The 19,657-nt window shown below is 60.7% G+C and carries 15 protein-coding genes; 6 read left to right on the plus strand and 9 right to left on the minus strand.

The window, feature by feature from the left end; genetic code table 11:
• Window position 1 precedes the first annotated feature (1 nt).
• From ACAM27_RS01215 to ACAM27_RS01235, 5 genes are all read left to right on the plus strand, one after another.
• Window positions 2-637 (plus strand): tRNA-uridine aminocarboxypropyltransferase, encoded by a 636-nt coding sequence (locus ACAM27_RS01215; protein WP_222197703.1) that lies wholly within the window; start codon window positions 2-4, stop codon window positions 635-637.
• Window positions 638-712: 75 nt separating this feature from the next.
• Entirely contained in the window at window positions 713-1,108 is a 396-nt protein-coding gene (locus ACAM27_RS01220; RefSeq protein ID WP_023010703.1) for a YkvA family protein, read from the plus strand.
• Window positions 1,109-1,198: 90 nt separating this feature from the next.
• Window positions 1,199-1,975: a flagellar motor protein PomA gene (pomA, locus tag ACAM27_RS01225; RefSeq protein ID WP_014420230.1), complete on the plus strand. Its 777-nt coding sequence runs from the start codon at window positions 1,199-1,201 to the stop codon at window positions 1,973-1,975.
• A 2-nt stretch (window positions 1,976-1,977) separates the two neighbouring features.
• On the plus strand, window positions 1,978-2,895 hold the full coding sequence (locus tag ACAM27_RS01230; protein ID WP_023007771.1) for a flagellar motor protein MotB: 918 nt from the start codon (window positions 1,978-1,980) through the stop codon (window positions 2,893-2,895).
• A gap of 229 nt (window positions 2,896-3,124) precedes the next feature.
• Window positions 3,125-4,333: an ammonium transporter gene (locus tag ACAM27_RS01235; RefSeq protein ID WP_222534240.1), complete on the plus strand. Its 1,209-nt coding sequence runs from the start codon at window positions 3,125-3,127 to the stop codon at window positions 4,331-4,333.
• A gap of 11 nt (window positions 4,334-4,344) precedes the next feature.
• Here ACAM27_RS01235 and ACAM27_RS01240 read toward each other — a convergent pair whose 3' ends face one another.
• The 5 genes from ACAM27_RS01240 to ACAM27_RS01260 are packed head-to-tail and all read right to left on the minus strand — an operon-like array spanning window position 4,345 to window position 12,781.
• On the minus strand, window positions 4,345-5,427 hold the full coding sequence (locus ACAM27_RS01240; RefSeq protein WP_222534239.1) for a lipocalin-like domain-containing protein: 1,083 nt from the start codon (window positions 5,425-5,427) through the stop codon (window positions 4,345-4,347).
• Window positions 5,424-7,685: an FtsX-like permease family protein gene (locus ACAM27_RS01245; RefSeq protein WP_222534238.1), complete on the minus strand. Its 2,262-nt coding sequence runs from the start codon at window positions 7,683-7,685 to the stop codon at window positions 5,424-5,426. The genes ACAM27_RS01240 and ACAM27_RS01245 overlap by 4 nt, the downstream gene beginning before the upstream one ends.
• A gap of 6 nt (window positions 7,686-7,691) precedes the next feature.
• A complete protein-coding gene (locus ACAM27_RS01250) occupies window positions 7,692-8,375 on the minus strand; it encodes an ABC transporter ATP-binding protein (protein WP_222534237.1) in 684 nt (227 codons plus the stop codon).
• A gap of 15 nt (window positions 8,376-8,390) precedes the next feature.
• The gene (locus ACAM27_RS01255) at window positions 8,391-11,543 is read right to left on the minus strand and encodes an efflux RND transporter permease subunit (protein WP_222534236.1); all 3,153 of its coding nucleotides are present in this window, start codon (window positions 11,541-11,543) and stop codon (window positions 8,391-8,393) included.
• Window positions 11,540-12,781, minus strand: coding sequence for an efflux RND transporter periplasmic adaptor subunit (locus ACAM27_RS01260; RefSeq protein WP_222534235.1), 1,242 nt, complete (start codon window positions 12,779-12,781; stop codon window positions 11,540-11,542). Before ACAM27_RS01260 ends, ACAM27_RS01255 begins: the two co-directional genes overlap by 4 nt.
• Before the next feature lie 114 nt (window positions 12,782-12,895).
• Between ACAM27_RS01260 and ACAM27_RS01265 the strand changes: the two genes are divergently transcribed.
• A complete protein-coding gene (locus ACAM27_RS01265) occupies window positions 12,896-13,342 on the plus strand; it encodes a potassium channel family protein (protein WP_121208157.1) in 447 nt (148 codons plus the stop codon).
• A 14-nt stretch (window positions 13,343-13,356) separates the two neighbouring features.
• Here the strand turns inward: ACAM27_RS01265 and ACAM27_RS01270 are convergent, their stop codons facing one another.
• The 4 genes from ACAM27_RS01270 to ACAM27_RS01285 form a co-directional block, all read right to left on the minus strand.
• Window positions 13,357-16,587: an efflux RND transporter permease subunit gene (locus tag ACAM27_RS01270; protein ID WP_369612433.1), complete on the minus strand. Its 3,231-nt coding sequence runs from the start codon at window positions 16,585-16,587 to the stop codon at window positions 13,357-13,359.
• Window positions 16,584-17,657: an efflux RND transporter periplasmic adaptor subunit gene (locus ACAM27_RS01275; RefSeq protein WP_222534233.1), complete on the minus strand. Its 1,074-nt coding sequence runs from the start codon at window positions 17,655-17,657 to the stop codon at window positions 16,584-16,586. The genes ACAM27_RS01270 and ACAM27_RS01275 overlap by 4 nt, the downstream gene beginning before the upstream one ends.
• A gap of 83 nt (window positions 17,658-17,740) precedes the next feature.
• Window positions 17,741-18,649 (minus strand): carbamate kinase, encoded by a 909-nt coding sequence (gene arcC / locus ACAM27_RS01280; protein WP_222534232.1) that lies wholly within the window; start codon window positions 18,647-18,649, stop codon window positions 17,741-17,743.
• A gap of 1 nt (window position 18,650) precedes the next feature.
• The gene (locus tag ACAM27_RS01285; protein WP_183579940.1) at window positions 18,651-19,652 is read right to left on the minus strand and encodes an ornithine carbamoyltransferase; all 1,002 of its coding nucleotides are present in this window, start codon (window positions 19,650-19,652) and stop codon (window positions 18,651-18,653) included.
• Between the last annotated feature and the right edge of the window lie 5 nt (window positions 19,653-19,657).

Genomic DNA, 19,657 nt, shown 5'->3' on the forward strand with positions numbered 1-19,657 from the left:
CGTGGCCAGAGCACTGTGTACCCGCTGCGGCCTGCACCCGAACACCTGCGTATGCGAGGTTTGCGAGCAGGTCGACAACCGCCATCGCGTCATCATTTTGCAGCACCCGTCAGAAGTCGGTCACAGCAAGGGTACTGTGCGAGTACTTCAGCAGTGCCTGACCCGGCTGGAGGTACTGGTCGGCGAGAGCCCTGCCTCTTTTTCCCATCAAGGCTTGGAGCGTCTGTTAACCGAAACCCGTTCCGGACTGCTGTTTCCATGTGCTGACAGTCAGCCCGTGGAGAGCAACGCGGCAGCCCAGATCGACCAGTGGCTGGTTCTGGACGGCACCTGGCGTAAAGCCGCTAAAATCCTGCACCTGAACCCGCAGTTCCGGCAGTTGCCCTGCTTTCATTTCGCTGATCCACCGGCTTCGCGTTACCGTATCCGAAAGGCCCCAAAGGCCGGGCAACTCTCAACCGCAGAAGCCGTCGCCTACCTTTTTACATTGACCGAGCCGGCCACAGATACCGAGCCATTACTCAGAGCTCAGGACGTACTGATTCGAAAACGGCTGGCCTTCGTTCCGGACCACCACAAATCCAAAGACCATGAAGCGCCCGATCCTGAACTCCCAGGAAGTCTCACGAATTATTGAAATGACCTGGGAAGGTGACGAACCAGCACGATTTCGTTATGTTGAGGCAATCGCTGAGCAAAGTGGTGACAATGTATGGCATGGATCTCAGATAAAACGGCTGCAAACGAGTTGAAAGAGCAAAGTGCCAAGGTTCACAGAGGCGACCTTGAGGCCCTGCTTGAACGACAAAAAGCCGTTGAAGAGAAAGTCAAAAACAGCGGCAGGCTGAATCGTTTCTCTACCGATATCAAGCTGATGTTCTCGCTGATTCGCGATTACTGGTACGGCCACTACCGGGCCATACCCTGGAAGTCCATCGCTGCGGTAGCCGGAGCGTTGCTGTACGTGCTGAATCCGCTGGACCTGATTCCGGATCTGATCTTCGGCTTCGGCCTGGTTGATGATGCCGGTGTGGTTGCCTTGTGCCTTAAACTGGTCGAATCCGATCTGCACCGCTACGCTGCATGGAAGGAGCTTCACTCATCATAGGATGAGGGACCAACCGGGCATTGATTAATAATCAACCAGGGAGTATTCTCCCGCCCCCTTAATCGTCACCTGCACAGTTCTGGAGTTACTGTGGATTTCGCCACCCTTATCGGCCTCGTCGGCGCCATTCTTCTGATTTCTTCGGCCATTATACTGGGCGCATCGCCAGGCATGTTCATCAATCCGCCATCCCTGCTGATTGTGATTGGCGGTACCTTGCTGGTAGTACTGGCCAAGTTCAGTCTTGCCCAGTTTTTTGATGCCTTCAAGGTGGCAGCCCGAGCGTTCAAATTCAAACTGCCCGAAACTCAGGCCAGCATCGAAGAACTGGTGGAGATTGCCAGCATCGCTCGAAAAGAGGGCGTTCTTGGTATCGAAGGGAGGGAGGTCAGTAGTCCATTCCTGGGCCAGGGTATTCAGATGCTGGTGGACGGACAGGACGGCAACACCATCAAGCAGCTCCTCAACAAGGAACGCCTGATGACACTGGAACACAACCGGTCGGGCGCAAAAGTGTTCACCGCCATGGCAGATGTGGCTCCGGCCATGGGTATGATTGGCACGCTGATTGGCCTGGTGCAGATGCTGTCCAACATGGAAGATCCCAAGTCCATCGGGCCGGCCATGGCCGTAGCCCTGCTGACCACGCTCTACGGCGCCATGATCGCCACAATGATCGCTACCCCCATTGCCGACAAGCTGTCCCTGCGCATGACGGAGGAGGCCCGCATGCAATCGCTCTATATTGATGCCCTCGTCGCCATCCAGGAAGGCACCAACCCGCGCATTATCGAGCAGATGCTGTCCAGCTATCTTTCGCCCAAAGAGCGGGCCAGAAACGGCGATGCGGAAACGGCAGGCGGTTAAACATGGATGATTTGCCAGAAGAGGAAAAGCCCGGGATTCCTGCGTGGGTTGTCACATTTGCCGACCTGATGTCGCTGCTGATGTGCTTTTTCGTATTGCTCCTGTCGTTTTCGGAAATTGACGCCCAGAAGTTCAAACAGATCGCCGGTGAACTCTCCAAGGCCTTCGGGGTGCAGCGGGAAGTGCCTGCGCTTGAGATCCCTCAGGGAACCAGCCCGATCTTCGACAAGTTTTCGCCGGCGCCGCCAGAGCCCACTGTGGTCAATGAAGTCAAACAGACCACCACCGACGTACAGCCCGAAATCCAGACTCTGAAAAGCCCCGAAGAGAAAGCCATTGAGGAATCCATCCAGGAACAGATGGACGCCAACATGGCCCGGATTCTTGAAGTGCTGGAACCGGCGATTCTGGATGGCCGGATCAACGTCTCGGAAGATCAGCGCCGCATCATCATTCGCATTGAGGAGAAGGGCTCGTTTGCCTCAGGTTCAGCCCAACTGACCTGGGAATTCGAAGGCCTGCTTCTGGATATGGCGGAGGTTCTGGCCGACATGCCCGGCGACCTCGCCATTGAAGGCCATACCGATAACGTGCCCATCCGCACCGAACGTTTCTACAGTAACTGGGACCTGTCCGCAGCCCGTGCCGCCGCAGTGGCTAATGTTCTGCTGGCTCGGGAGCAGGTGACTCCGGACCGCATCCGGGTGACCGGTCTGGCCGACACCGAACCACGGGTACCCAACACCTCGCCGGAAAACCGAGCCAAGAACCGGCGGGTTGAAATCGTTATCGATCTGTCAGAGCCCATGGAAGAGCAGGAACTGCGCCTTCGCGAGCTGATTCGTTCCGAAAGCGAGTCGCAAGAAGCCATTATTGGCATTGAGCCCGGTCGGGATACGCCCAGCGAGATTACCTGGTAGTAAAACCTTGCCTCGCGCCCTATCCAGATTGGTGCACAAGCCCTTGATGCGCACGCCTCTGGTGCACTTTGACGCAGATAAATACCTCCCTCGGCGCCCTCAGGTTCTCCAACCCCCCTGCAGTACTTGATATGCATTGTTTTGGAACAGCACTTGCTTAAGTCGCACCCCAACAATGCACAACGGCTCATCAGAAGCCGCGTAATCAAAACACTCAGGAGAAAAACCCGTGGATATCACGAGTGCCGTACACACCCTGACCGAGAGCGCCAACACGCTCTTCATTCTGATTGGCGCCATTATGGTGCTGGCCATGCACGCCGGCTTTGCGTTCCTGGAAGTGGGCACTGTTCGCCATAAAAATCAGGTAAATGCCCTGGTTAAAATCATGACCGACTTCGGCATATCCGCAGTCGCCTATTTTTTCATCGGCTACTACATCGCCTATGGCGGGCACTTTCTCAATGGCGCCGCCGAACTCACCTCCGCCAACGGCTATGAACTGGTCAAATTTTTCTTCCTGATGACCTTCGCCGCGGCCATTCCGGCGATCGTTTCCGGCGGTATCGCAGAGCGTGCCCGCTTCTACCCCATGCTGATTGCCTCGGGCCTGATCGTGGCCTTGGTCTATCCTTTCTTTGAGGGCCTGATCTGGAACGGGAACTTTGGTTTCCAGGCCTGGCTGGAGAACCAGTTTGGTGCGTCCTTCCATGATTTCGCCGGCTCCGTTGTGGTGCATGCTGTCGGTGGCTGGATTGCTCTCGCTGCGGTGCTGCTGCTCGGCGCCCGCACCGGTCGCTATCGCAACGGTCGGGTCGTGGCCTTTGCCCCTTCCAACATTCCGTTTCTCGCCCTCGGCGCCTGGATTCTGACCGTGGGCTGGTTCGGCTTTAACGTCATGTCGGCCCAGACTCTGGACGGCATCAGTGGCCTGGTCGCGGTCAACAGCCTGATGGCCATGGTGGGGGGTATTCTGGTTTCCATGCTGCTCGGCCGCAAAGACCCTGGCTTCATTCACAACGGTCCGCTGGCCGGACTGGTGGCGGTGTGCGCCGGCTCAGACCTGATGCACCCCGTCGGCGCCCTGATTACCGGGGGCGTGGCCGGCGCCATCTTTGTCTACCTGTTCGAGTGGGCACAGGCGAAAATCGAGCGGCTGGATGATGTTCTGGGTGTCTGGCCCTTGCATGGCGTATGCGGTGTCTGGGGCGCCATTGCCTGCGGTATCTTCGGCCAGGAAGCGCTCGGGGGCCTGGGTGGCGTCAGCCTGATGTCGCAGATTATTGGCTCGGTGGCCGGTGTGATCGTGGCCTTTGCCGGCGGGCTCATCGTTTACGGTGCCATCAAAACCATTAGCGGCCTGAGACTGACAGAGGAAGAAGAGTTCAACGGTGCCGACCTCAGCATTCACCGTATCGGTGCCAATGCCGTTGAGTGAGTTTCCGGGCCTTATTGTGCCTGGTAACCGGTAAGCTCCATGTAACCCACGCCGGAATGGCTTCCGGTGACGGAAACCGGGCTCTCCCAATACGGATAGAGCCCGGAATTCCGGTAATCCCCTGCCGGCGCGGAGACCTCAAGGTTCACGTCGAAAGCCGGAAGGGTTATCTGCCAACGGCGCGGATAACCGGCTGGCTGGCCCACAGAGGTCAGCCCGATCTGTTCCGGCCCCAGCGCCACCGGCTCGCCCGTGGCTGGAATCCAGGTACCCGAGCGGAATGCCTGTTGTGTTTCCCGCAACTGGAACAGCATCAGCTTGTCCCCCGAATCCAGATGCAGGGCAAACCAGTCCCAGCCCTGCTGTCCGGCTTTGAGAAACTGGCTGCTCCACTCCCGGTCGAACCACCCAGTGCCCGCCACCCTCAACGTGTCACCCTCAAGGGTAACCGTTCCCTCAATTTTCAGATCTACCAGGCTGAAGTACATGGAGCCTTCGCCACTGGCGGATTTGGCGCTGAAACCGTCGTCACCATGAGCCACAGGATCACCTTGCGGCTGCAACAACAGATCGTAGGACCAGTGTTCTGTAGCGACCGACAGCCGCCAGCCAACGTGTCCGCTCGCTGGCCTCAGGTGCCAGTGATCCAGCCAGACTGAAAAGGGTTGGGCGGTGGCCCCGGCATGCCCGACGTCACCCCTGGCCAGCTTTTCGGCAAAGCGGTGCTGACCGCTGTAGCTCACCGCTGCGTGAGCCATCCAGGCAGCCTCCAGAGGCCAAAGTGCCGGCTTCGGCGGTTCGGATTCAACGGACCTCGGGGTCAAGGCCTGCCGGAACTGCGTCCATTGCAGACCCAGCGGCCCGCCGTTTTCGGTTTCCAGATTCGCGGTGAGATACCACCATTCAATGCGGTGCTGGGGATGAGGGCCGAAATCGGCGGGGAAGGACAGCCGGTCTCCGGGCCCGGGCTGCAGGAACTGAATCTCATGCTCAGATTCCGCCACACCGGCAAGGCCTGCGAATCCGCTCGGCTCTTCTGCTCGATCACAGGCGGTGAGTAGCAGCGCCAGAAGTACGATAACGAAACGATTCATCGTTCCCCTCCCTGCAGCCCGTGTGCGGACTCCGGCGCCGAGGCCGGGCGACGCAGCTGCAGGCGCATCAGCAAGGCAATGCTGAGGCCGATGATCAGAGCCAACACGGCCAGCTCGATCCAGAACCCCGGGTACACCGCCATCGGCAGTGACCAGCCAAAAGCCAGCGGATTGATGCGCTGGACCAGAATCCAGGTGAGCCACACGCCAAGTGGCAGTGCACAAACCAATACCGCAAAAATCAGAGCCAGGGAGACCCGGGTGAGCTGAGTCGCGGCCTGGCGTTGGGGCATACCCCAGACGATCAGCAGGCGAAAATACCAGGCGCGGGTAGAGAGAAAGACCCACACCATCAGCAACAACGCGGCGGCGGCCAGAATCAGCGTGAGGGTAGTCATGGCCCGGGTCAGCAAGAAGGTCTGATCAAAAACATCAGTGGCCAGGGTCCGGATGGCCTGGTTATCCCTCACCGTCAGCTGAGGGGTATGCCAAAGCCGGGCCAGTTGCGCCTCAACCACTTTGATCTCTTCGATGCCCGCGCTTATCGACAGGCTTCGAAAGCGGGCTTCAAAGTCCTCGGGCAAGAGACTCGCCGGCACCAGCACCTCACCGGAGGGCCGCCCGTAATCCGGATAAACGGCCAGCACCGGAGCCTGTAACCGACGGGCGCCAAGCCTGACAATGAGACGGTCGCCTACTGCAAGCTGTTGCCTTCTGGCCAACTGCTCATTGACCATTAGCCCCTCACCCCGCGCCAACGCCTGCCAGGGCGTTTCTGTTTGCGCCAGCAGGCGCCAGTTTTGCACCAGGTGACTGACCGGCCCGAGCGCAAACACATCGACAGGCACCGGCTCCCTGCCTGATGCTGCCTGCACGTTGGCCCGCCCACGAATCACCTGATGCCACAATTCCGGGCTCACCAGCTCCGGCTTTGCCGCCAGCCAGCTTACGGCAGCGGTGATATCCGCCCCTTGCGGTACTTCAATGTAGTAATCCGCTTCCAGCCGTTGCCCCAGCCACTGATCAAAGGTGTCCTCGAACGTGGTTACCAGGGCATGAACCGCCAGCACCAGTGCCAAGGCAAACTGCAGGGCCACCAGCGGTAACGCCAGCCGACGCACCAGGACTGCGACTTCCTGTAGACGCCAGCGAATCAGCGGATCCCCGGTGTTACGGGCCAGCCAGCGGACAACCCCGGCAATCGCCAGCGGGGCCAGCCAACCGGCAGCGAGAAAAACCAGTGCCACCGCCAGGAACAGCCAGATCAGAGTTGGTGCCCACAGAGATACTGCCAGCCCCAGGGCCAGTAGCACCGCAAAAAATGCCGGTTGCACCCGAGTCAGGAGCGGCCCCGACGAGTCCCGAACGCCCGCCAGGCAAGCGGCCACGATCACCGCCACCATGGTCAGGGTTGGCAGCCACCAGTCCTCCCCTCCACCGGCATAGAGCGGACGGTCGAACAGGCCTTCCAGGGCCTGCCCAAAGCCATCTGCCAAAACCAGTGACAGCGCCCGCCCCAACCAAACCCCGGGCAGTATGCACACCAACGCCAGCAGCAGGTTTTCCACCAGCAACAGTCGGCTGAGCTGGCTCCTGTTCACGCCATAGCGATACAGCAAAGCCAGGCTTTCCCGGCGTTGAGCCAGACCCAGAAGGAACACACTGCGCAACAACAACGAGGTAATCAGCAGGACCAGCACTCCGAGCGCATCCAGGTTGAGCAGAAAACTGTCACCCAGCTCTGCCGTGTCAGGCGCAACGGCGAATGCCTGATAGCGGTAGCCCGCCGGTGGTGGCGACTGACCGTCGGCTTGCGACACCAGCAGAACCAGGGCCGATGCTTCGGCTGAGGCCTGGGCGGCGGCTTCGCTGATATCGACGAAGGGCTTGCCATCGAGTTCGCCCTGCCAGGGTGCTGGCGTGTGTCCCGGCTCGGCAAAGCAATGGGCCGCCAGCGGATCAATGCCCACCAGCCGACCGCGCCCCGGTACCGGCACTTCCAGCCAAGGCATCACGCACAGGCCCTGGCGCCGAAGGTTAACAAAGTCCTGTACCGAAACCGGATTACCGTCCTCTCGCACCAATTGCTGTCGCTCGGCGACAGCACGCTCGCTCTGTTCAAGGCTGGTCCTGGCCTGGCTGGTGAGGTGATGTATCCCGGTCCAGAGCGCGCTGGCAAGCAGGATCATGGCAGCCAGCGCGGCCAGCTGCAGGGGGTGACGACGATAATGACTGAACAATGCGATGCGGGGAGACATAGGTCTTCAGGGCCCGCCCTGGTGCCCGAGGTCCAGTTGATGCAGGCAACGGGCTGCCAGGTCCGCATCGTGGGTCGCCAGCACCAGCCCACAGCCATGGCGGGCCTGGAGTTCGAACAACTCATCGGCGACAGTCTCAGCCGTCCTCCGGTCCAGGCTACCGGTCGGCTCATCCGCCAGAATCAGTGCCGGCCGGGTAACAAATACCATGGCCAGCGCAGCCCGCTGGCGTTGGCCACCGGAAACCTGATCCGGATAACGCTGGCCCAGCTCACCAATGCCCAACCTCTGGAGCCAGTTGCCAGCGCTGGTGTCGTCCCGGCCAGCCAGGCGCGCTCGCAACCGGATATTATCCAGCAGGGACAGGGTCGGCATCAGGTTGGCATCCTGAAAGACCACGCCGAGTCGGCTCTGCCTCAATTCGCACCAGGCCCGCTCCAGGGCCTTGCCCGTTGGCGCGCCATCCCCGGCCAAAGGCTGTCCCAACATCGCCAGCCGACCGGAACCGGGAGACTCCAGACCACAAAGAACATTCAGCAGCGTGCTTTTCCCGGAACCGGACGGGCCGGTGAGCGCCAGCGACTCGCCTCGCCCCAGATGCACACTCAGTTCCCGCAACACGGTCACATGCTGGTCGCCGCTCTCGAACTGTTTACTCAGACCGGCGACACTGATCAGGTTATCGGCCATGTTTTCTCCCGGTATTCAGTCGGCAGCCCCCAGAGGTTCTGCCGCACCGTTCCTGCGTTGGGCACGCCATTCCCGGAATTGCTCGACCCAGGACAACAGCGCTGGAATCACCAGCAGCACCAGGAAGGTGGACAGTCCCAAGCCAAAGGCAATCGACGTTGCCATGGGAATCAGGAACTGGGCCTGCAACGACGTTTCGAACAGCAGCGGTGTCAGCCCCCCGATGGTCGTCAAGGACGTCAGCAGAACCGCGCGAACCCGCTGCACGGCGGCCTCATTCAGGGCATCCGTGATGTCCAGCCCCTTCTGCCGTTGCTGATTGTAGAAAGCCACCAGAATAATGGCGTTATTCACCACGATACCGGACAGGCCGAACAACCCAAACAGCGACAGTATGGTGAGCTGCAGCCCCATGATCCAGTGGCCCAGCAGGGCACCGACCAGGGCAAAGGGAATAATCGCCATGACGATCAGGGGCAGACTCCAGGATGCAAACACCCAGGCCAGCACCACATACATCAGGGCCAGGCCGATAAGCAGCCCCGTTTGCATGTCCGCCATGGTTTCGCGTTGATCGGCCGAGCGGCCCTCAAAGCTGTAGCGCACACCGTGGCGACTGGCGATCTCCGGCAAAGGCCCGGACTGCAGGCTTTCAAGAATCTGGTCGGTGGTGGCAACCCGGGTATTCAGCGCCGAGGTGACCTCCACCGCAAGCTTGCCATCGGCATGGCGCAGGGCCTGGAATCCCTGGCGGTGATCCAGGTTCATCACCTGGGTCAGCGGTACAAAACGGCCATCGGGGATGCGGATGGTCATGCGCTCCAGGGTGGAATATTGCTCCCGTTGCGCCCTCGGCAACTGCACCCGGACTTCCACCTCATCGCGACCATCCTGGTAGATCTGGGCGATCCGGCCATCAAATGCCGCCCGCAACTGTCGGCCCAGATCCACAGTGGTCAGCCCCAGGGCCTCACCATAAGGGCTGACCTGATAGAGCAACTGTTCCCGGCCCCAGGGCATATCGTCTTCCACATCCAGCACGCCCGGGAGGGTATCCAGAGCCTGGGCCACTTCATCCGCTGCCCGCTTCAGGGCCTCTGCGTCATCACCGGTCAGTCGCACATTGACATCTCGCCCGGGCGGGCCGGCCTGGCGCTCATTGATGTTCAGGGCATCGAGTCCGGCCGGCAGCGTCATACGGCTGCGCCATTCCCGAATGAACTCGGCATTGCGCACAGAACGGCTGTCCGAAGGCACCAGCTCCACCAGCATGGAGCCAAGCTCGTCATCGTTCCGGGAACTGCCCTCAGCCCCTTGAGTAGCGCCGTAGGTGGTCACGGCATGGAGTACGAGATCGCCACCCAGGGCCTCCTCCGTTTCAGTGAGTGAGCGCTGCATTTCCCGCATGAAGCGCGCCACCGTGTCCTTGTCCGTGCCCGCCACAAAGCTGGCATTGGCGTAGAACACCGATGGTTCCGGCGTCGGGAAGAAATTGAACCCAAGCCGTCCACCGGCCAGCAGGCCGACGGTGACAATGGCCAACGCCAGTGCCGAGGCTACGGTCATGCCCCGGTGCTTCAGGCTGTAGCGGGAGAACCGGCGGAAAGGGCCGTCGCGGAAGGTATCGAACCGTTGCTCAAATCCCCGGCGCAAACGGGCCACGGCGTGAGGGCGTCGCTCTGGCTGATTCTCGGAAACCTTGCGGACAAAGGCATGGCGAAGATGGGCTGGCAAGACCACAAAACACTCCAGCAGAGAGGCAATCAACACGCAGATCATCACCACCGGAATATCGCCCAGGATATTGCCTATTACACCTCCCACCACCAGCAGTGGCATGAACGCCGCCACCGTGGTCAGGGACGAAGCCAGTACTGGCCAGACCATACGCTTGGCAGCGCCTTCGGCGGCATAGATGGACTGCTCTCCCATACGGGCATGGGCGTCCGCGTCCTCCCCCACCACGATGGCATCGTCAACGATCACCCCCAGGGCCATGATCAGGGCAAACAGGGAAATCATGTTGATGGAGCCGCCGATCAGCCATAGCACCCCCAGGGCGGCGAGAAAGGCGGTGGGAATACCCACCGCCACCCAGGCGGCGACCCGCCCGGGAAGAAACAGGTAGAGCAGCCCCACCACCAGCACCAGACCACCCAGGCCGTTATTCACCAGCAGGGAAATCCGGTCTTCAATCAGCTGCCAGGTTTCGTCGTACACCTTGATATTTACGGTGGCCGGCAAGGTCGGGCGGGTATCCGTCAGCCAGGACTCAAACACCCGCGCGGCGGTCAGGGAGTTGCCGTTTTCCGCCCGCTGAAGCTGCAGCTCTACGGCGGGCATGCCGTTGTTTTCCATGACCGTCTGGTTGTCCCGGGCTTCCTGGCGGATGATGGCTATGTCACCCAGTTGCATGCGGATGCGATCACCGCTGAGTACCGGAATGGTCTCGAAGGCCTGGGGGCTGCGTCGCTGTTCCACCGCCCGCAGCTCTCGGGTGGCATCCTGCTGAGCCATCATCCCCGCCGGCAGGTCACGGGACAGCGACGCCACCCGATCGGCAATCTGTTCCAGCGACAGGCCCAGGGATTCCAGCCGCTCCACCGGCACATCAATACTGATCTGCTGCTCCTGCAGGCCCCGGAGCGTGACCCGGTCGATGCCCCGGTCCAGCAATTCATCTTCAAACCGGTACACCAGCTGGCGCAACTCGGCCCGGTCGACATCACCGTAAACCAGCAGCCGGGCCACCGGTTCGTACCGTTCAACCCTGGCCACCTGCGGTTCTTCGGCATCCGCCGGCAAGTTATTGAACTCGTCGACCTGCTGGCGCACGTCATCCACTGCCTGTATCGGGTCGGTGCCTTCATGGAATTCCAGGGTAATGGACGACACCCCCTGCGCCGACGTGGAGGTCATCTTCTTGAGGCCGTCGACGCTGCGCAGACGCTGCTCCAGCGGATCGGTAATACCGCGCTCCACATCCTCGGCCGACGCACCACTCCACACCACCCGCACGCTGACCACATCCAGGGCGAAAGTAGGGAAGAACTGGATATTCATGCGAGTCAGGGCCATTACGCCACCGAGCAACATCACCAGCATCACCAGATTGCCGGCCAACCGGTGATGGACAAAAAAGCCGATCACACCCTTTTTGCGACTCATGAGGCCGGTGCTCCCTTGCTATCCGCCAGCTTTACTTTCAGGCCGGTGATCGCATTGGGCAGGTGGGTGGTGATCAGGCGCATGCCCGGTTTCAGGTGTTCACTGGCGATCAACAACCGGCGCTCGCCATTCTCGCTGAGTGCCTCGCCAACCCGTTGCACCGTCACCCGCTGCATCCTGTTCTCATCAGTCATGATGTAAACACTGTCGGCCCCGTACAGTGCACTGAAGGGTATGGTAATCAGGTTGTCCCTTGCTGGCCGCTGCAGCAGCAGTGGCTGCAAGGCCCCGGGCCGCAAGGCTCCCGATTCCCCGTTCAGCTCCAGCACCGCCTCGGTACCGGCCGGATCAGACAGGCCAGCAAACCGGACCAGCTCAAAGCGCTGGCCGGAATCCTCGGTGGTAGCCGTTAGTGTTGCCCCCTTGGCCAGGGCATCCACCAACTCGCCGAGATACATCTGCGGCACCCGCGCCCGGACTTCCAGCCCCTGTATCGGATAGATGCTCAACAACGCCTGATTGCGGGATACCTGATCGCCAGCCGCCACTTGCAGGTTGGTGACCATACCGTCAAAAGGCGCTGTTGATACCGCCCGCTCACCGTCAAGTTCTGCCGAACTCAGACTGGCCCGGGCCTGCGACAACCGGGCTTCCAGGCTTTGCAGCCGGGCCGGATGCTCGGCTATGGCCCGCTCCCGGATACGAAGGGTCAACTCCGCCCTCGCCAGCGCATCGGTGGCAGCCTCAAGGCTTTCGCGGGAGGCCAGGTTACGCTCAACCAGCGACTGAATACGCTCAAACTGGCGACGGGCGTTGTCCAGAATGGCCTTTTCACTTTCCAGGGATCGCTGATCGTTGCGGTATCGCACCTGTTCGGACCGCACCTGCGCCTCCAGGTCGGCGACCTGGGCCCGGGCCTGGGCAAGTACCGGCTCGATATCGGCGGAATCCAGCGCGATCAGCAAGTCACCTTCGCTCACCTGCTTCCCTTCCCGTACCGGTAACCGGTCAATACGCCCGGCCAGAGTCGCGGTGATGGTCTGCAGATCCGGCGCTACTACCTCACCATACAGAGGCAACACCGGGGTCGCTTGAGTGGGATTGATCTCCTGCACCTGCACCAGCCAGCTGCGCTCAGTGGCGGATACTTCCGCCGGTTCCGGCCGGGTTGCCTTCAAAAGCAGGAAGCCGGCAATACCCAGGGCGATCATCAACAGGGGAAGCAGTTTTCTGGACATGGACAGTCAATACTCTGATTAAATGAAAGTGCGCGAAAGCAACGAATTTACTATACAATTTTCAACAGGTTCCGGATTACTCCGGCAGGTTTCCCGGCTTCAGGACCGACTCCGTTGGACGCCACTCACGATACTCTGATCAACGTCACCCTGCTGAACATCCTTCTGGTGTGTGCCGTTGTAGTGATACATAACGAAGTCCTGATCCGTTTGAGCGGCCTTCTCGCACGCATGCGTCAAAGCCACCATTTCCGTTTGATTGTGGCGGTGCTCGGCTGCCTGACCGCCCATGCCCTGCAAGTCTGGATCTTCGCCACGGCCTTTTATTTCATGCACCATGCCGAGGGCTGGGGCCAGCTAACAGGCAACTTCAGCGGCACCATGCTGGACTGTGCCTATTTTTCTTTCACCACCTTCACCACCCTGGGCTATGGCGATATCGAGGCGATTGGCCAACTCCGGTACCTTACTGGCATTGAAGCGCTTACTGGTTTTCTGTTGATTACCTGGAGCGCGTCCTTCCTGTTCCTGGAAATGCAGCGCTACTGGCCAACCCGATAGCAAATGACCTGGCGTCAAATCCACCGGCAACGCGCAAGTGTGTAGTACAGAAGCGGAACCACCAGAACCGTCAGCAAAGTGGACATGGCCAGGCCAAAGACCAACGATATCGCCAGGCCGTTAAAAATAGGATCGTTCAGAATAAAGTAAGCACCCACCATCGCCGAAATGGCCGTCAGGGCAATCGGTTTGATGCGGACTGCACCTGCCAGTACCACCGCTTCGTCCAGCTCTACGCCTTCGTCGATCAGCTGCCGGATAAACACCACTAGCAGGATCGAGTTGCGCACGATGATCCCGGCCAGAGCAATCATGCCAATCATGCTGGTGGCCGTGAACTCGCGCCCCAGCAGCGCATGGCCGGGCATGATGCCGATCAGGGTCAGCGGGATGGGCGCCATGATCACCAGCGGCAGAATATAGGAACGGAACTGCGCCACCAGCAGAACGAAGATCATGAACACACCCACGCTGTAAGCCGCGCCCATGTCCCGGAAGGTTTCGTAGGTGATCTGCCATTCGCCGTCCCATTTAAGCGTGCCCTTTTCCGGCAATGGGGGCTGGTCGATGAAATACTGCTCCGGGGCCCCCGCTTGCTGGTTCAGGCGCTCGACCATGGCAAACATGCCGTACAGCGGTGAATCGACTTCGCCCGCCATATCCGCCGTCACATAGGTCACCGGCAGCAGATCCTTGTGGTAGATCGCGCCCATCCAGTCGGCTTCGCGAACGTCGGCAATGCTTGCCAGGGGGACCAGCGTGCCATCGCGGCTGCGCACCTTCAGCGACAACAGCACCGACGGCTGGGCCTTGTCGCCCTCGTCGAGAATCACCCGGATTGGAACCGGATACTTGGCGTGATCATCGTGCAGGAAACTGACACTGGTTCCACCCAGGGCCGTCTGCAGGGCTCCGACAACCTGGGCCTGGGAGACGCCAAGTCGTGCCGCTCGATCCCTGTCCACCACCACTTCCCACTGCCGCGTGGGTGCCTCCAGCGTGGTATCGATATCCACCAGGCCATCGACGCTGGTCATGCCTTCGGCCACTTGTCGGGCCAGCTCTGCCCGGCGGGTTTCATCCACCGCATAAATCTCGGCCACCACGGGTGAGAGTACCGGCGGCCCGGGCGGCACTTCGACAATCTTCACACTGGCTCCGTACCGGTCACCGATTTCGGTCAGTGGGTCCCGGAGGGATTGTGCAATCGTATGGGACGACCGGTCCCGACTCTCTTCATCCATGAGATTGATCTGTATATCCCCGTGGTAGGGATCGCCACGCAGGTAATACTGCCGCACCAGGCCATTGAAATTGATGGGTGAGGCGGTGCCGGCGTAGGTTTGCCAGTTGGCCACTTCGTCCACCGTTTCCAGGTAGCCGCCCATATCCAGCAACACCCGCTGGGTCTGTTCCATTGGCGTGCGCTCGGGCATGTCGACCACAACCTGAAGTTCCGACTTGTTGTCGAACGGCAGCATCTTCAGGATCACCGCCTGGAACACCGGCAATGACGAAGCTACAAGGGTAAGACCCACCACCACCAGTGCCAGCAAACGGCGCCGCCAGGGATGATCCCCCAGGAATGGCCCGAGCACGGTCCGGAAAATTCGCAGGGATAACGGGCTGACGCCATCCGCAGAGCTGGACGCCTCCTCGGCTTCGGCAGCCTGCTCCCCCTTCTTGTGTTTAAGAAGCCTGAAGGCCAGCCAGGGGGCCACCACGAAGGCGACAATCTGGGACAGCACCATACCCGCGGAGGCATTGATCGGAATCGGGCTCATGTAGGGGCCCATCAGGCCACTGACAAACGCCATCGGAATCAGCGCCGCCATGATGGTGAGACTGGCCATGATGGTAGGCGTGCCCACTTCATCCACGGCCACCGGGATGATGTCCTTGACCGCACGACGGGAGTTCTGGATCCGGCGATTGATGTTCTCGGTGATGACGATGCCGTCGTCCACCAGGATGCCGATGGAGAATATCAGCGCGAACAGGGACACCCGGTTCAGGGTAAATCCCCAGGCCCAGGAGAACACCAGGGTCAGCAGCAGGGTGATCAGAACCGCGATGCCGACAATCAGGGCCTGGCGCCAGCCCATGGCCGCCAGCACCAGCAGCACAACGCACAAAGTGGCGGAGATCAGATCGGTAATCAGTTTGCGGGCTTTCTGGGAGGCGGTTACGCCATAGTCCCGGGTGACCAGCACTTCCACCGATTCCGGCAGGGCCCGGTTGCGCAGCTGGTCCAGACGCTCTTCAATGGCCGTGGTGATATTGATGGCGTTCTCGCCCGGCTTCTTGGCGATGGCCAGGGTAACTGCCGGATAAACCTCGCCGGGCTGGCCAGCCACGCCGGCTTCCCGGGCCGGCCCGAATCCGGTCATTACACTCTGGTCCGCCACGGTGCCTCCCCGGCGGACCTGCGCCACGTCCTCCAGGTACACCGCGGAGCCATTGTGCATGCCCACAACAAGGCGCCGGACATCCTCCACGGTTTCCAGCAGCGTTCCGGCCTGGACCGGTATCGACAGGTTGTCCCGGGCAATCCGTGCCTCCTGGCTGCTGGTGTTGGCCGCCATCAGGGCGTTCCGGATGTCATCGATGGTGAGGTTGAACCCCGCCAGCAACGCCGGATCGAACCGGATATCGACCCGATCCGGGATCCCGCCGGTGGTATAGACATCCCGGGTGCCGGGTACCCGTTTCAGGGCGACTTCCAGCATGTGCGCCAGGCGAGTCAGTTCCTCCCCGGTATGCCCGTTGACCGGATCGTAGAGAGTGAGTGTCATCACCGGGACATCATCAATACCCTTGGGCTTGACCACCGGCTGGGCAGCGCCCAGGTTGGGCGGCAACCAGTCCTGGTTGGAATACACCTGATTGTAGAGCCTGACCAGGGCTTCCTGCCGCGGGATGCCCACCTCGAACTGCACCGTAATCACCGCCTGTCCCTGGCGAGATACGGAATAGACGTGTTCCACGCCCTGGATCTCACTCATCACCTGTTCGGCCGGCGTGGCAATCACACTTTCCACTTCGCGGGCACTGGCTCCCGGCAGCGCCACCATTATGTCGGCCATGGTGACATCAATCTGGGGTTCCTCTTCTTTTGGTGTGACAATCACCGACAGGACACCGAGGATGATCGCCAGAATGGCCAGCAACGGTGTCAGGTGGTTGTCCTGGAAGACTCGGGCAATGGCGCCGGAGGGGCCAACAGGCGGCAAATCACGGCTCACGGGTTCGACTCCTCGCCCGTTCTTTCAAGCGGACTCAGGCGCTCGCTGCCCACCAGCACAGACGGGTTTGTGACTACCCGCTCGCCCTCGCTCAGGCCCGCAAGAACCTCCAGCCGGCCATTGTCCCGCACCCCGGTGCGAACCTGCCTCAGCCTGGGCTGATCCTGATCATCGAGCACAAATACCGCCCGGAGCTCGCTGCGCTGGATCAGGCTGCTGAACGGAACCCACAGGGTCTCACGGCTGGCAACCGGCACACTGACCTTCACCAGCATGCCGGGAAACAGCGAGCCATTGGGCTCACTCAGTCGCATCCGCAGACGGAAGGTGTGAGTTTGCGGATCGGCATAGGGGTAGAAGGTCATCTCACCGGTTTCCAGCACCCGGCCATCAGCCAGGGTGACCTGGGCCTGACGCTCCATACGGGCCAGTTCGGCATACTTCTGGGGAAGATCCACCACAACCCGGAGCTGCTCCAGGGACAAGCCGCTGAGCAGCGGCTGGCCGGGGTTGACCGCTTCTCCGACTTCGACATGCCGTTCGGTAAGAATGCCACCGTAGGGTGCCAGCACACGGGTATAGGAGAGTTGCTCCTGGGCCTCGGAAACCGAAGCCCGGGCGCGTTCGACCCGGGCCCTGGCAGCGGCAAGGTTGTTGCGGGCCTGGTCGAATTCCTGCCTGGACACAAGGCCACGCTCGTTTACCGCTTCAATACGCTCAAAGCGCTGCCCCGCATCCGCCAATGCCGCCTCGGCCTCCTCAAGCCCGGCCTCGGCCTGGCGCAGACGGGACCGCTGTTCGCTGTCCTCTAGCTGGACAATCAGGTCTCCGGCAGCCACGGAATCATCAACGTCGAAAGGCAGGCGCTGCACGGTGCCACTGGTCTGCGCGGAAACAGTACTTTGCTGTACGGCCTCAATAACGCCATCGAGGTGCACAGTCTCTTGCAGTTCGCCTCGCTCGGTGACCGCTGTTGTCACCGGCTGGGCAGGCGACGCCTGCTGTGCCTCCGCCGTTGGGGCCAGCAAGCCCAGAGTGATCATCAATCCTGCAGCAGCCATTCGCCCCATGAAGCCCTCCGGGAAATCGTTTTGGTTATTACCTAATAACCGTAGATTATCAAAATTCGCAGCCGGAAAACACGAGAGCGGGTCTACCCGGCCGACACTCGAGTGCCCGCCGATCCTTCCAGAATGGCCAAGGCGTCCTGCAGCCGTCCAATGCCGCTGATTCCGCCAGCCTCGGCAAAATCGCAGGCGGCCTGCAGTTTCGGGCCCATGGATCCGGCAGGCATGTCCAGCGCCCGCGCCTCGCCCACGATCAGTTCGGAAAGTGGTGTCGACTGCTCAGTGCCGAAGTCCCTGTAGACAGCATCCACATCGGTCAGCAAGAGCAGGGCGTCCGCCCCCAATTGCCCGGCCAGCAAGGCACTGGCGGCATCCTTGTCGATGACCGCCTCTATGCCGACCATGCTGCCATCCTCCCGACGCAGCACCGGTATTCCACCACCACCGGCACACACTACGACCACACCCTGATCGAGCAACAGTTTCAGCACGCGCATGTCCGGTATTTCCAGAGGTTTCGGCGACGCCACCACACGGCGCCACTTGTCACCGTCCGGCGCAATACTCCAGCCCGCACCCTCTGCCCGGCGCTCAGCCTCCTCGCGGTCATAGACCGGTCCCACGAATTTGGTCGGTTTTTCGAAAGCAGGGTCCTTGGGATCCACCACCACCTGAGTCAGCAAAGTCGCGACCGGTCGGTCGTGTCCGAGGGCGTTTTCCAGTTCCTGCTCGATCATATAGCCGATCATGCCCTCGGTTTCCGCACCCAGGACATCCAGCGGGTAGGCCTCATCCGGTTTGTAAGCGGCGCCCTGCAAGGCCAGCAACCCGACCTGCGGACCGTTGCCATGGGTGACAACCAGATCGTGACCGGCACGGACAATAGCTGCTAGCGAAACCGCCGCCGCTTGCACATTCTTTCGCTGAACCTCTGCAGTCAGCGGCTCCCCGCGCTTCAAGAGGGCATTCCCCCCCAACGCTGCCACAACCAGCATGTCAGCCTCCCAGGGTCGCCACGAGGACGGCCTTGATGGTGTGCATGCGGTTCTCGGCCTGATCGAAAACAATCGAAGCGGGGCTTTCGAACACCTCTTCAGTCACCTCCATGGCGTCTATGCCATAGGTCTCCTGAATCTCCTTGCCCACCACAGTTTCGGTGTTGTGAAAAGCCGGCAGACAGTGCATGAAACGCGCCCGCGGATTGCCGGTTTTGGCCATCAGGGCCGCATTCACCTGGTAAGGCATCAGCAGTTTGATCCGTTCGGCCCATTTTTCCTTTGGCTCGCCCATCGAGACCCAGACATCGGTATACACGAAATCGACTCCGGCAACCGCGGCGTCGATATCTTCGGTAATGGTGATGCGTGCTCCGGTTTCAGCCGCCAGCGCTCGCGCTTCCTCCTGCACGGCCTGATTGGGCCAGCAGGCCTTCGGTGCGCACAAGCGCACGTCCATACCCATCTTGGCGCCACCAATCAGCAGGCTGTCGCCCATGTTGTTGGCGGCATCGCCAATGAACACGTAGGCCACATCCCGCAACGGCTTTTCCACATGCTCCTGCATGGTCAGGAAATCCGCCAGTATCTGGGTGGGGTGAAATTCATTGGTGAGCCCGTTGTAGACCGGCACGCCGGCGTACTGCGCCAGCTCTTCGACAACGGATTGTCCGAACCCCCGGTACTCGATGGCGTCGTAGACCCTGCCAAGCACCCGCGCCGTATCCTTCACCGATTCCTTGTGCCCGATGTGGGTTCCGGTCGGCCCCAGGTAGGTAACCCGCGCCCCCTGGTCGAAGGCGGCCACTTCAAACCCGACCCGGGTTCGAGTGGAGTTTTTCTCGAAGATCAGCGCGATGTCCTTGCCGTCGAGTTTGGGCACTTCAGTGCCAGCATACTTGGCGGTCTTGAGATCCGCCGACAGCTTCAGCAAAAAGGCGATTTCCCTGGGGCTAAAATCCCGCAGTGTCAGAAAATGCCGGTTCTTGAGATTGAAAGCCATTGAGC

This window comes from Marinobacter sp. RI1 (genome assembly GCF_041155085.1).
GTDB lineage: Bacteria > Pseudomonadota > Gammaproteobacteria > Pseudomonadales > Oleiphilaceae > Marinobacter > Marinobacter nauticus.

What these genes read in the sequence shown, in the direction of transcription:
- ACAM27_RS01220 (WP_023010703.1), top strand. Translation starts at nt 713, where the DNA reads ATGGCATGGATCTCAGATAAAACGGCTGCAAACGAGTTGAAAGAGCAA.
- ACAM27_RS01230 (WP_023007771.1), top strand. Translation starts at nt 1,978, where the DNA reads ATGGATGATTTGCCAGAAGAGGAAAAGCCCGGGATTCCTGCGTGGGTT.
- ACAM27_RS01240 (WP_222534239.1), bottom strand. Translation starts at nt 5,427, where the DNA reads ATGAATCGTTTCGTTATCGTACTTCTGGCGCTGCTACTCACCGCCTGT.
- ACAM27_RS01245 (WP_222534238.1), bottom strand. Translation starts at nt 7,685, where the DNA reads ATGTCTCCCCGCATCGCATTGTTCAGTCATTATCGTCGTCACCCCCTG.
- ACAM27_RS01250 (WP_222534237.1), bottom strand. Translation starts at nt 8,375, where the DNA reads ATGGCCGATAACCTGATCAGTGTCGCCGGTCTGAGTAAACAGTTCGAG.
- ACAM27_RS01255 (WP_222534236.1), bottom strand. Translation starts at nt 11,543, where the DNA reads ATGAGTCGCAAAAAGGGTGTGATCGGCTTTTTTGTCCATCACCGGTTG.
- ACAM27_RS01260 (WP_222534235.1), bottom strand. Translation starts at nt 12,781, where the DNA reads ATGTCCAGAAAACTGCTTCCCCTGTTGATGATCGCCCTGGGTATTGCC.
- ACAM27_RS01275 (WP_222534233.1), bottom strand. Translation starts at nt 17,657, where the DNA reads ATGGGGCGAATGGCTGCTGCAGGATTGATGATCACTCTGGGCTTGCTG.
- arcC (WP_222534232.1), bottom strand. Translation starts at nt 18,649, where the DNA reads ATGCTGGTTGTGGCAGCGTTGGGGGGGAATGCCCTCTTGAAGCGCGGG.
- ACAM27_RS01285 (WP_183579940.1), bottom strand. Translation starts at nt 19,652, where the DNA reads ATGGCTTTCAATCTCAAGAACCGGCATTTTCTGACACTGCGGGATTTT.